The sequence below is a fragment of the Noviherbaspirillum soli genome (assembly GCF_015352955.1).
In the GTDB taxonomy this organism is placed as follows: Bacteria; Pseudomonadota; Gammaproteobacteria; order Burkholderiales; family Burkholderiaceae_D; genus Noviherbaspirillum_A; species Noviherbaspirillum_A soli.
In genome coordinates this window covers 69,067-81,784 of the sequence record NZ_JACYOX010000019.1, presented here as the reverse complement: position 1 = coordinate 81,784, position 12,718 = coordinate 69,067, and the positions used below count along the sequence as shown (strand labels likewise).

Below are 12,718 nucleotides of genomic sequence, written 5' to 3'. Positions count from 1 at the left end.
CTTAACCCTATGTCCAGACATGAAGCTTATCCGCGCGACCTGATCGGTTATGGCCGCGACGTTCCCCACGCCCGCTGGCCCGGCGGCGCGCGCATCGCCGTCCAGTTCGTGCTCAATTACGAAGAAGGCGGCGAGAACAATGTGCTGCATGGCGACCCGGCGTCCGAGCAGTTCCTGTCGGAGATCGTCGGCGCCGCCGCCTATCCGGCGCGCCATATGTCGATGGAATCGATCTATGAATACGGCTCGCGGGCAGGCGTCTGGCGCATCCTGCGCGAGTTCGAGCAGCGCAAGCTGCCTCTGACCGTGTTCGGCGTGGCGATGGCGATGCAGCGCCATCCGGAACTGACCGGCGCCTTCGAGGAACTGGGCCATGAGATCGCCTGCCACGGCCTGCGCTGGATTCACTACCAGGGCATGGACGAGGACACCGAGCGGCGCCACATGCGCGAGGCGGTGGCCATCTTCCGCGAGATGACCGGCTTTGCGCCGCAGGGCTGGTACACCGGCCGCGACTCGCCCAACACCCGCAGGCTGGTGGTCGAGCATGGCGGCTTTGTCTACGACTCCGACTACTACGGCGACGACCTGCCGTTCTGGACCGATGTCGACCTCGCCGGCGGCGCCAGCAAGCCGCACCTGGTGGTGCCCTATACCCTGGACAGCAACGACATGCGCTTTGCCACGCCGCAGGGCTTCAACACCGGCGAGCAGTTCTTCCAGTACCTGAAGGACAGCTTCGACGTGCTGTATGCGGAAGGCGACCCGGAAGGGCAGGACCGGCCCAAGATGCTGTCGGTCGGCATGCACTGCCGCCTGCTCGGCCGCCCCGGCCGCTTCCGCGCGCTGCAGCGCTTCCTTGACTATGTTCAGTCGCACGAGCGGGTATGGATCTGCCGCCGCATCGACATCGCCCAGCACTGGATAGAGACCCATCCCTACGAGGTAAAAGCATGAGCAGCACCATCAGCCTGAATGCATTGAACGCGATGTCGGCAGCCGACTTCACCGCCCGCCTGGGCGCGATCTTTGAACACTCGCCCTGGGTCGCCGAACGCGCCGCGGCGAAGCGGCCGTTTGCCAGCGTCGATGCGCTGCATCGCGCCATGGCCGATGCAGTGCGCGGCGCCACCGAGGAGGAACGCCTGCGCCTGATCCGCGCCCACCCCGAGCTGGCCGGCAAGGCGGCGGTGCGCGGCGAGCTGACCGACGAATCCACCCGCGAGCAAAAGGGCGCCGGGCTGGACCAGTGCAGCCCGGAAGAGTTCGAGCGCATGCAGGACCTGAACCGGCGCTACAACGAGAAATTCGGATTTCCCTTCGTGATCGCGGTGAAGGGGCATGACCGGCACAGCATCCTGAAGCACTTCGCGCAACGGCTGGAGAATGCCCGGGATGTCGAGGCGGCGGAGTGCATCGAGCAGATCATCAGGATCGGGAGATTCCGGTTGGGTGACGCGGTGACGGAAGAGGCGCAGGGGTAAGGCCGGAATCGCGGCGGCGCTGCAATTGCCCAAGCGCAGAAGGTTCGGCACTCGTAGGGCGCAATACCCCGCAGGGGCATTGCGCCGATGGTCGATCGAGGGAATGGTCCGACAACACCATCCCGGTCGGCGAACGGCGGTGCAATGCCCTTCGGGTATTGCACCCTACTGACCGTCGCATCCGATCCGCTTGAGCACTCGTAGCACTCGTAGGGCGCAATACCCCGCAGGGGCATTGCGCCGATGGTCGATCGAGGGAATGGTCCGACAATGCCATCCCGGTTGGCGATCGGCGGTGCAATGCCCTTCGGGTATTGCACCCTACTGACCGTCGCATCCGATCCGATTCAGGCAACAAAAAGGCAGCGATAACGCTGCCTTTTTTTATTGCGGCCCGCAAGCGGGCCCGCTCAAGCTGACTGCTTACATGATGGACTTCAGCAGACGCGCCATTTCCGACGGGTTGCGGGTGACCTTGATGCCGCAGGCTTCCATGATGGCCAGCTTGGCTTCAGCGGTGTCGGCGCCGCCGGAGATCAGCGCGCCGGCATGGCCCATGCGCTTGCCCGGAGGCGCGGTCACGCCAGCGATGAAGCCAACCACCGGCTTCTTCATGTTGTCGCGTACCCATTCGGCCGCATTGGCTTCGTCGGGTCCGCCGATCTCGCCGATCATGATGACGGCGTCGGTATCCGGATCGTCGTTGAACATCTTCATCACGTCGATGTGCTTCAAACCATTGATCGGGTCGCCGCCGATGCCCACGGCCGACGACTGGCCCAGGCCCAGTGCGGTCAGCTGGCCGACTGCTTCATAAGTCAGCGTGCCGGAACGCGAGACCACGCCGATGCGGCCCTTCTTGTGGATATGGCCCGGCATGATGCCGATCTTGATTTCATCCGGCGTGATCAGGCCCGGGCAGTTCGGTCCGAGCAGCAGGGTCTTGCTGCCGGACTTTGCCATGCGGTCCTTGATTTCCATCATGTCGCGCACGGGGATGCCTTCGGTGATGCAGATCGCCAGGTCGAGGTCAGCTTCAACGGCTTCCCAGATCGCGGCGGCAGCGCCAGCCGGCGGCACATAGATCACCGACACGGTCGCGCCGGTCTGCGCCTTGGCTTCCTTCACGTTCGCGAAGATGGGAATGCCTTCGAAGTCTTCGCCGGCTTTCTTCGGGTTCACGCCGGCAACGAAGCAGTTCTTGCCATTGGCATATTCACGGCACATCCGGGTGTGGAACTGACCGGTCTTGCCGGTGATGCCCTGGGTGATGACCTTGGTGTCTTTATTGATGAGGATGGACATTGTGTTTCCTTCTGCGCGTATTCGTTATTGACCGTTGGCCGCAGCGACAACCTTCTGCGCGGCTTCTTCCATGGTGTCTGCGGCGATGATGGGCAGGCCGGAGTCGGCCAGCATCTTCTTGCCCAGGTCTTCGTTGGTGCCCTTCATGCGCACCACCAGCGGCACCGACAGCGACACGGCCTTGGAAGCGGTGATCACGCCTTCGGCGATCACGTCGCAGCGCATGATGCCGCCGAAGATGTTGACCAGGATGGCTTTCAGGCCGGGGTTCTTCAGCATGATCTTGAAGGCTTCGGTGACCTTCTCTGCCGTTGCGCCGCCGCCCACGTCGAGGAAGTTGGCCGGTTCGCCGCCGAACAGCTTGATGGTGTCCATGGTGGCCATGGCCAGGCCGGCGCCGTTGACCAGGCAGCCGATGTTGCCGTCCAGCGAGATGTAGGCGAGGTCGAACTTGGAGGCTTCGACTTCGGCCGGATCCTCTTCGTCCAGGTCGCGGTAGGCGACGATTTCCGGATGGCGGAACAGGGCGTTGGAGTCGAAGTTGAACTTGGCGTCGAGCGCGATGACCTTGCCGGAACCGGTCAGGATCAGCGGGTTGATTTCAGCCAGCGATGCATCGGTTTCCCAGTAAGCCTTGTACAGGCCCTGCAGCTGGGCGCGCGCATCGGCGATGGATTCCGCCGGCACGCCGATCTTGGCGGCGATGTCGTCGGCATCCTTGTCGGTCAGGCCAACCGACGGATCGATCGCCACCTTGTGGATCTTTTCAGGATGGCTTTCGGCCACTTCCTCGATGTCCATGCCGCCTTCGCTGGATGCCATCAGCACCACGCGCTGCGAGACGCGGTCGGTGACCATCGAAACGTACAGTTCCTTCTTGATGTCGGCGCCTTCCTCGATCAGCAGGCGACGCACTTTCTGGCCTTCCGGGCCGGTCTGGTGCGTGACCAGCTGCATGCCCATGATGGCGTTGGCGTATTCACGTACCTGGTCGATCGACTTGGCAACCTTGACGCCGCCGCCCTTGCCGCGGCCGCCGGCATGGATCTGGGCCTTGACGACCCACACCGGGCCGCCGAGCTCTTCGGCTGCCTTGACGGCTTCCTCGACGCTCATGCACGGGATGCCGCGTGGAACGGTCACTCCGAACTTACGGAGGATTTCTTTACCCTGGTACTCATGGATTTTCATGCGAGCTTCCCTTCAGACGCTGATTGAATAATGACTGGATTAAGTGGTGGAATCATCCGCCTGGGCGACCGCCCAGCGCGGGTAGAACTTGGCGACCGCGCCGCCATCGGTACGCAGCGCATGGCAATGGTCGAGCTGAAAAGGCTTGACATCAGCATCGCCCTGCACTGGGATGACTTCGCCGGCATACGCCTGCACCGCGGCCGTTGGCAGGATCTGCGCCAGTTCGGTCAGGTGAGTGCAGCCGGCAATGCCGCCGAGGCGTTGCTTGAGCTCGTGGCGCAGCCCTTTCATCAGGTTCAGGCCTATCATGGCGCGATAGGCAGGACCGATGGTATTGCAGAAGCCGGGATACGGCACATTGTCCGATACCGCCTCGACATCGACGATGTTCATTGCACGGTCTATCGTGACGCGCAGCCAGAGGTCATGCACCGGCACGCCAGCCGGACGGATGCCGGAAGCGGTGCTGATGTCGCGGGTCTTGATATCGGTGATATGGGCGTCGAGGTCCCACAGGCCGTCCTCCCGCGCATAGGCGTCGATCTCGATGGCGCGGCGGTGCCTGAGCACGCGGCGGGATGTAGGTGATGACAGGGGCATGGAGAAATGCCGGTTGAAGCGGCAACAAAAAAGCCGCATTTGCGTGTCGCTGCCGCAGTTTCTACGGCAACAGCCGCTCCTGCGGCGCTGCAAAAAAACCCCGAGAGTGTAGCACAGCTGTTTGTTGCTTCGGCAAATGGGTGGGGTAATGGGGGGCACCCCTGTCAACATGCTGAAATTCAAGATTGCGCATCCAGCAAGCGCTTGATGGAGACATGGTGATACGTGTCGCCGGAAGCGCGCTTGGTCCAGGGTTCTTTCGGGCCGCGCCGACTTCGACGTAGCTGGCCCATGTCCACGCCTTGCGCCAGCTGGCTTAACCACTATGCCAACTGCGCTGCGCAGAACCGGCGCACGAAACGCCAGCTTGGCGTGGGCACCACAATGTGCATGCCTTCCCACACACTGGTGACGAATATCACGAGATAGTAATAAGACAGTTCTTCCACCGCTTCGCGCCCATGCTGCTGGCGTAATGCCGCCTGTACCAGGGCCAGCGCATTGCTCGCCACAATGGCCATGGCAAAGGCAAATAGCGCCGCACGCGGGTGTGTCAGGCCTTGTGGCTCGCAATGCAGTTGTTCGGTGAGCCGCTGGTAATGCGTCTCGATCTTCCAGCGCTGCCGATACTGAGGTAGCCTGACTTTTGTGGACGCTCCCGTTTGATAAACTGAGTCAATGGGAGAAAGCATGACGAGAACAGATTTGAGGACCTATACGCCCGAGTTTCGCGCGGAAGCGGTCAAGCTGGTATTGGAACAGGGACTATCGCTGGAAGTGGCGGCGCAGCGGCTGTCAGTGCCCAAAGGGACGCTGGCGAACTGGGTCGCGGCTGCCAACCGGGGATCAACAGCATCAACCTCAGCCCCCGGTAGTCGTAGCGTTGCTGACTTGGAAGCGGAGAACGCCAGGTTGCGCCGTGAGCTCGCGGTGGAGCGCATGGAGAAGGAAGTCTTAAAAAAGGCCACCGCGTACTTTGCTCGGGAGTCGCTGCCCGGTACGCGCAATTGAAGACGATGCGGCTCGACTACCCGATTGCATTGCTGTGCCGTGTGTTTGACGTCTCGCGCAGCGGCTTCTATGCCTGGCTTGCCCGCAAGCCGTCACAACGCCAGCAAGCTGACGAACGACTGAAGGTGGCCATCAAGGCAGCACACCGGCAGAGCCGTGAAACCTACGGCGTACGCCGGCTGCAGCCAGAGCTGGCGGCACAAGGGTTCCCGGCTGGGCGGGATCGTATTGGACGGCTACGACAGGAATTGGGCTTGCGCTGCAAGCAAAAACGCAAGTTCACAGCCACGACCAATTCCCGGCATGACCTGCCGGTGGCGCCCAACCTGCTGGCCCAAGTATTTATGCCGACCCGCCCAAATGAAATGTGGCTGACCGATATCACTTATCTGCCCACTCGGGAAGGCTGGCTTTACCTGGCTGGCGTGAAGGATGTCTTCACATGTGAAATCGTCGGCTATGCGATGGACGAGCGCATGACGCAGGAGTTGACGGCCAGGGCACTCTGGCAAGCTGTGCGCAACAAGCGACCACCAGCGGGACTGATCCATCATTCGGATAGGGGAAGTCAATATTGTGCGCATGCCTATCTGTGCGCATGCCTATCTGTGCGCATGCCTATCGCAAGTTACTGGACCAGTTTGGCATGCAAGCATCCATGTCGCGCAAAGGAAATTGCTTCGATAACGCACCGATGGACAGCTTCTGGGGCAGCCTGAAAAATGAACTGACACATCACCAGCATTATGAAACGCGTGCCCATGCCAAGGCAGCGGTCCAGAAATACATCGAGATTTTTTACAGCCGCCAGCGGCGCCATTCACGCCTTGGCTACCTGTCCCCTACAGTGTTTGCTGAAACTTTCAAACATCGGCAGGCCGCCTGACACGAGGGTGTCCGCTATTGACAGTACACCTCAAGGCAACCTTCAGGGCCGTAGCAGACAGTGTGCCGGACAGCAATGGCGGAATACCCCGCGGGAGCATTCCGCCATTGGTTGATCAAGAAAAGCGGACAACAGGACGCACCCCGATTTATTGCCCCGCCGCCGCCGGCATCTCGCGCCCGGTGAACGCAAGGACGAACTTCAGCAGGTCGGCTTCCTGATAGGGTTTGCCCAGATACTCGTTCACGCCCAGGTCCATTGCATAGTTGCGATGCTTGGTGGCGGTGCGCGAGGTGATCATGATGATGGGAATGTGCCGGGTGCGGCTGTCGCCGCGCACGTTGCGGGTCAGGTCGAAACCGTCCATGCGCGGCATTTCGATATCCACCAGCATCAGGTCCGGCGTGACCGTCTGCAGCTGTTCCAGCGCATCCACGCCATCCTTGGCCAGCATTACCTGGTAGCCTTCGCGCGTCAGGAAACGCTGGGTCACGCGGCGCACCGTCAATGAGTCGTCCACCACCATCACGATCGGCTGGCTGTGCGGCGCGTGTGACGCCTGCCCGGACGCCGGCCTGGCGCCCTGCCGGGAACGTGGCGCTGTTTCCAGCAGACGCTGCGCCAGCGGCACCGGGTCAAGAATCAGCACGATATCGCCGGAGCCCAGCACCGTGGCGCCGGCCACGCCCGCCATCCGCGCCAGTTGCGGCCCGACGTTCTTGACCACGACCTCGCGGTTGCCCAGCACATCGTCCACATGCACCGCCACCCGGCTTTCGCCGCTTTTCAGAATCAGCAATGGCGAGTATTGCTGCGTCACCGGCGATGCCTTGCCGTCACCCAGCAGTTCGGACAGGTAGTAAAGCGGCACCTGCTCGCCGCGCCAGGTTACCGCGCCTTCGGCATAGGCATCGGCCAGCGCGCCGGCCTTCAGCTGCTGCACCTGCTCCACCAGCACCGAGGGCACCGCATAGGTATTGCCGCCGGTGGTCAGCACCACCACCTGCGTCACCGCCAGCGTCAGCGGCAGCCTGACCATGAAGGTGGCGCCGTGGCCGGGCTGGCTGTCGATGGCCACGCGGCCGCCCAGCCCGGCGGCTTCGGAGCGCACCACGTCCATGCCGATGCCGCGTCCGGCCAGCTCGGTTACATCCTGCGCGGTGGAAAAACCGGGATGGAAGACCAGTTCCCGCAGTTCGGCGTCGCTGGGCGAGGCATGCGGTTCCAGAAAGCCCGCGGCCTCGGCCCTGGCACGGATGCGCGCAAGGTCGAGGCCACGGCCATCGTCGGAAAACTGGATGACGACTTCATTGCCTTCCTGGCGGATTTCAACCTTCAGTTCGCCGATGTCCTTCTTGCCCGCCGCCAGCCGCTCTTCCCTGCTCTCGATGCCGTGCACGATGGCATTGCGCAGCAGGTGTTCGAACGGGCCGGCCATCTTTTCCAGCACGCCACGGTCGATTTCCACGGCGCCGCCGCGAATGTCGAGGTTGACCCGCTTGTCGAGTTCCTTGGCTGCCTGGCGTGTGACCCGGTACAGCCGCTCGGCCACGCTGCCGAACTGCACCATGCGCACCCGCATCAGATCCTGCTGCAGGTCGCGCGTCAGGCGCGATTGCTGCTGCAGGTCGGCACTGGCCTGTTCCACGCCACGCACCAGGTTCTGCTGCACCGAGGAGACGTCGCTCACGGTTTCGGTAATCATCCGGGTCAATTCCTGCAGCCGGGTGAAACGGTCGAATTCAAGCGGATCGAATCCTCGCTCGGCCGAATGCGCCATCTGGGAGGCCATCTGGCTTTCGGCCTGGATTTCCAGTTCCCGCAATTGGGAACGCAGACGCGTCACGTTGTCCGTCAGTTCGGACAGCGACTGGTTGAGGCCTGAGACGCCATTCTCCACCCGCGAGCGGGAAATCGATACTTCGCCGGCCTGATTGACGAGCCGGTCGACGATATCCACGCGCACCCGCAGCAGCGGCGCGCTGGCGGAAGCATGGTTTTTTTCGGCGGGAGCTTCGGCGACAACGGCGCTCGATACCGCGCCGTGGACCACCGCGGGCGCCAGCTTGCCGGCTTCCGGGTTCTGCAACTGGTCATGCAGATACAGGCCGACATCGAAGCGGCCCAGCAGATCTTCGAACACGGCGGGCGTCGGCGTTCCGACCGCGCTGACCTGCTCGATCCGGCTTTCCATATCGTGCATCTGCTGGCCCAGGCGCATTGCGCCGGCCATCCTGGCGCTGCCCTTGACGGTATGCAGCAGGCGTAGCAAGCCCTGCACCGGCTCCCGGGACGCCGGTTCAGCCTGCCAGGCGCGCAGCAGCAACTGGATCTGGGGCAGCAGGTCGCTGGCCTCCTCCAGGAAGACCGGCAGGAGATCCGGATCGAGTTCATCGTACGGCATGCGGCCGGCGTCCGCTGACGGCTCTATGGCCGCACCGGTTTCCGGCGTCGGGGCGAGGTCGGCGCCGGCTGATGCCTGGCTGCCAAAACCTGCCAGCGGCCGCGTCCTGGCGCCGGGAATGCCTGGGTCTGCCGCCTCGACCTGATCGGGTTCGGCAAGCCCGCTCATGTCCGCAGCGGCATCGCCTGATTGCCTGGCTTCCTCGGCAATGAAGGCAGGCAAGGCGGATTGCACTTCCACAACCACCGTGGCGGCGCGCGCCATGACCTGCTGGCGCATCTCTTCCAGGATGCGGACCTGGTACGGCGCGGCTGGCGGCATGTCGCCCAATGCAAACTGCCGCAGCATCTGCTTGAGCTCGCCGACTGCAGCGTCGAGGGCATCGAATTCCTGAACGCTCAAGGGAACTGGCTTGCGCGCCAGTGCCTGCAGCACCCGCTCCAGCGCGTAGGCGACTTCCTGCAGGGGAACGAAGCCTACCGTGGCTGAACTGCCGGCCAGAGAATGCGCCGCGTGTACGGCAACCGTGTTGACGGTGCGGCCGGCCTCATGCCGCCATTCGGACAGATCCTGAGCCAGCACCCGTACCAGGTCGTCGGTCTCGGCCAGGTAGATATTGTGCAGCGGCACACTGATTTCGAGATTACCGATGCGCTTGATGCTGTCGTCCAGCCGGGTTTCCACCGGATGCACTTCGGGGAAACTGATTACCTGCGCCATGGGCACGGTTTCGGCCGGATGCGCCGGCGTCATGTCGTCGATGCTGGCATCGTCTGCATGCGCTTGCACCGTGTCGTCCCGCATTTCCATTTCCACCAGCTGCGTCGCATCGGTCGTCTGGTCGGGAATCGTCGGTTCCTGGATGTCATCCAGCAGCGCTTCGGTGTCCGAAACGCCGGCTTCTTCCAGTGCCGGCAGTTCGGGCAACTGGACTTCCCCGACGGCAGGCAACAGATCCTCTTGCGCTGGAATCGCTTCCATCGGGTGTGCCTGCAGATGCTCAGGGGACAGCAGGTCCGCCAGTTCCCTCTGTGGGAGCGCGACATGATCCGCATGACCGGCAGTGGCGAATGCGTCCAGTCCGGCGTGCTCGATCCCGGCGGCAGGCGCCTGCCCGATTTCAAGCATCAACGCGACCGCTTCGACGTTTTCCAGCGTTTCAGAATGGTACGGTGCTTCGCCAGCGGCTCCGGACTGATCAGGCAATACCGACACCGCCTTGGCGGGCGCGGCCAATGGCGCAGCTTCCTCGGCAGGCAACTTGCCGCCATCGCGCACTGCCTCAGCGGCGAATACCAATGCGTCGGGGCGGCGTGCAGACGAGCCTTCCTGCTTCAGGTCGGTCACCCAGGCGCTCAATTCGCGATGCGCCCGCTCGATCAGGTCGCACAGATCGGTGCTGGCGGGCGTGCCATCCGACAGGGCCAGGTTCAAGGTCTTTTCCAGTCCCCATGCGGCTTCGCCGAATGCATTGAGCCCAACCATGCGGCCGCTGCCCTTGAGCGTATGGAAAGCCCGCCGCAACGTGGTCAGGCTGGCCTGATCATGTGGCGCCATGCGCAGCAGCGGCAGGTTAGTCGCGACATTTTCCAGCACCTCTTCGGCTTCGCCCAGGAAGATTTCCAGCAATTCGGCGTCGACCGCTTCGTCCGACGTGCTTTCGGCTATCGGCGTCGGTACCGGGTCTGGTGCAGCCACGAACCCGTGCGCCTGCTCTGCCGGTACAGGGCCTTCTGCTGACGGGTGGCTGGCGGCAGTGCGTTGCCAGTCCGGGCCGTCGGCAATCATGGCGGCTGCCATCGGCACCGCCGGGGCTGGCATTGCCGTGTCGGCGGCGTCGGCTTCCGCCGCGATTGGGGACGACGCTGTCACCGTTTCAGCATGCAGTGGCTGAGACAAGTCCGTCGCCGGTTTGGCGGCCTCCGTTTCCAGAGGCGCAGCTGGCTTGGCGGCATCCGCAGTTGCTGGTTCAGCCAGCACAGCGTCGGCCCCCGGCATGGCAGCGCCTTGTGACTCCGCTACGACAGCGACATCAACCTCCCTGCCCTGGCCTCGCGGCACATTGACGTTTCTGAACAAGCCGCTATGGATATCGAATACGAAACGGCCTTTCGCCGCCTCACTATCCACCCGCAAGCTCTCCAGAAAGAAACTGAGCAGCCCCAGGTTACGCGCCACCTGCTGGAATTCGGGCCGGCCAGGCTCGCCCTCGAATTCCGGCAGGGCAAATTCCGCAACCTGCGCGCGCACATTGCGTACTGCAAGCACGGCCTGATCGAGATCGAGGATGGACAACCCGCCCTCGATCTGGTGCAGGATGCCGTCGATCGGCGCCAGCGCGGTACGCTTGGCGGAATTGCTGAAAAATTCATCTAGCAGCTTTTCAACCTGCGCCAGGTTGCCGCGCATTTCATCTGCAAGCGCGGCGACCGTATCGCGCTGCTGGGCATCGCGGGAAAACTGGTCCAGCCATCGCGCCTGGCCGGCCGGCGCGACGCCATCCAGCCGTGCTGCCAGGCGCGCAGCCAGGCTGGCCGCAGTGGCATGCATGCTGGCGCTGGAGCGCGCGCCATGGCGCAATGCGTTTTCCAGGAAAAGCAGGCTGGCGGCGACATCCAGCGCCAGGGCTTCGTCCTGCGTTGCGCGGTGCTGATCGGCGCTGCGACGCAACTGCTGTGTCAAGTCGTCCAATGAAAGCAACCGCAGGCCAGCTACCAGTTCGGCAAGGACGGCAATCTCCTGCGCAAAGCTTGCGCCGGCCTGCATATCTCCGGCAGCGACACGGTCCCATGCTGCCTTGGCGGCCTGCAGGCGCTCTCTTGCGTTGTGCAGGATGGCGCTGTCAACCAGACCGTAGCGAGCGATTTCCACCTCATCAGGATTGATCGCGGAAAGGCCATACACCTGGCGGATCTGCTGCAGTTTCGGCGACGGGTCTGCGGCTGTCGCGATAAAGAACAACGCATCCCTGAGCAGGCGCTCGCTGGTTTCGGAAGGCGCATCGTCGAGCTTGCGCAACTGCATGTTGATGCGCCCGAACAGCTGCTTGACATGGACCGCGGGACTGATTTCTCCGGTTGCCACGCCGGCGGCGAAACCATGCAGCACCCACCAGTAGGCCTGCCCCAGCCTTCCTGGCGCACGCCGCACGAAATCGGCCAGCACGTCGGCCAGCACCGCGGCGCTGCTTTTCTCGGCTTGCGCATCGGTGCTCTTGAGCAGGGGCAGCAATGCCTTCTCGAACCGCTGACGCAACTGCGCCACGTCTGCTGCACTGGCGGCCACTGCCGGCGTGGCCAGCCTGGGCCTGATCGTCAGGTCGGGAAAATAGAGATCGGAAGGATGTACCCGGCTTATCCCGCGTGCCTGCTGCAGGTCGCGGAAATAGGGATACAGCCTGAGCGCCTGCGGCGCAACGCCGGCCAGCAGTTCATCCAGGTATTCGATCAGGGCACGACAGCCGGCAGCCACTGCTGCAAGGCTTTCTCCTTCCGACGCTGCTTCGGCATCGGCGGCACGTGTCAGAAGCTCTTCCATTGCTTCGATTAGCTGCGGTGCGCCCGCTATGTCAACGATCTGCAATGCGCCGCGCGCCTGGTGCAGTAGCGCGCCGGCCTGGCGCAGCGACGTGGCCCGGGCATCGGACTCCTCACCGCTGGCCGAAAGGCCAAGGGCGCTGGCACGCGTCAGGCTGGCGCGGATCTCTTCCATCACCCAGGACAAGGGTCCGGTATCGAATTGATCCAGGGCACCCGGATTGGAAGAATGGCTGCTCATGAATGCCTCATGGTTTCAAATGGGTACGATGCGCGCCCCTGCATCGGATGCGCCTGG

Annotated in this window: 7 protein-coding genes and 1 pseudogene; 3 read left to right on the top strand and 5 right to left on the bottom strand. The window is 63.2% G+C overall.

Going from position 1 to position 12,718, the window contains the following annotated elements:
• The first annotated feature begins 9 nt into the window (after positions 1-9).
• Positions 10-957, top strand: a complete 948-nt coding sequence (gene puuE / locus IGW04_RS14920; RefSeq protein ID WP_194713871.1) for an allantoinase PuuE — start codon at positions 10-12, stop codon at positions 955-957.
• Positions 954-1,484 (top strand): 2-oxo-4-hydroxy-4-carboxy-5-ureidoimidazoline decarboxylase, encoded by a 531-nt coding sequence (gene uraD, locus IGW04_RS14915; protein WP_194713870.1) that lies wholly within the window; start codon positions 954-956, stop codon positions 1,482-1,484. The genes puuE and uraD overlap by 4 nt, the downstream gene beginning before the upstream one ends.
• Before the next feature lie 423 nt (positions 1,485-1,907).
• On the opposite strand, the gene sucD is transcribed toward uraD, so the two are convergent.
• From sucD to IGW04_RS14895, 4 genes are all read right to left on the bottom strand, one after another.
• The gene (gene sucD / locus IGW04_RS14910; RefSeq protein ID WP_194713869.1) at positions 1,908-2,789 is read right to left on the bottom strand and encodes a succinate--CoA ligase subunit alpha; all 882 of its coding nucleotides are present in this window, start codon (positions 2,787-2,789) and stop codon (positions 1,908-1,910) included.
• Between the two features lie 24 nt (positions 2,790-2,813).
• Complete coding sequence (sucC, locus tag IGW04_RS14905; RefSeq protein ID WP_194713868.1) at positions 2,814-3,980, bottom strand: ADP-forming succinate--CoA ligase subunit beta; 1,167 nt, start codon at positions 3,978-3,980, stop codon at positions 2,814-2,816.
• A 39-nt stretch (positions 3,981-4,019) separates the two neighbouring features.
• Positions 4,020-4,583 carry a DUF2889 domain-containing protein gene (locus IGW04_RS14900; RefSeq protein WP_194713867.1) on the bottom strand — a complete coding sequence of 188 codons (564 nt, stop codon included), beginning with the start codon at positions 4,581-4,583 and terminating at the stop codon, positions 4,020-4,022.
• 323 nt (positions 4,584-4,906) lie between these two features.
• Positions 4,907-5,275, bottom strand: a complete 369-nt coding sequence (locus IGW04_RS14895; protein WP_194713866.1) for a hypothetical protein — start codon at positions 5,273-5,275, stop codon at positions 4,907-4,909.
• Between IGW04_RS14895 and IGW04_RS14890 the strand changes: the two are divergent.
• Positions 5,274-6,480: pseudogene (locus IGW04_RS14890) on the top strand (IS3 family transposase). The gene IGW04_RS14895 and the pseudogene IGW04_RS14890 overlap by 2 nt on opposite strands.
• Before the next feature lie 148 nt (positions 6,481-6,628).
• Here IGW04_RS14890 and IGW04_RS25795 read toward each other — a convergent pair.
• Positions 6,629-12,661 (bottom strand): hybrid sensor histidine kinase/response regulator, encoded by a 6,033-nt coding sequence (locus tag IGW04_RS25795; protein WP_228527110.1) that lies wholly within the window; start codon positions 12,659-12,661, stop codon positions 6,629-6,631.
• Positions 12,662-12,718: the final 57 nt, after the last annotated feature.

What these genes read in the sequence shown, in the direction of transcription:
- IGW04_RS14895 (WP_194713866.1), bottom strand. Translation starts at nt 5,275, where the DNA reads ATGCTTTCTCCCATTGACTCAGTTTATCAAACGGGAGCGTCCACAAAA.
- puuE (WP_194713871.1), top strand. Translation starts at nt 10, where the DNA reads ATGTCCAGACATGAAGCTTATCCGCGCGACCTGATCGGTTATGGCCGC.
- IGW04_RS25795 (WP_228527110.1), bottom strand. Translation starts at nt 12,661, where the DNA reads ATGAGCAGCCATTCTTCCAATCCGGGTGCCCTGGATCAATTCGATACC.
- IGW04_RS14900 (WP_194713867.1), bottom strand. Translation starts at nt 4,583, where the DNA reads ATGCCCCTGTCATCACCTACATCCCGCCGCGTGCTCAGGCACCGCCGC.
- sucD (WP_194713869.1), bottom strand. Translation starts at nt 2,789, where the DNA reads ATGTCCATCCTCATCAATAAAGACACCAAGGTCATCACCCAGGGCATC.
- sucC (WP_194713868.1), bottom strand. Translation starts at nt 3,980, where the DNA reads ATGAAAATCCATGAGTACCAGGGTAAAGAAATCCTCCGTAAGTTCGGA.
- uraD (WP_194713870.1), top strand. Translation starts at nt 954, where the DNA reads ATGAGCAGCACCATCAGCCTGAATGCATTGAACGCGATGTCGGCAGCC.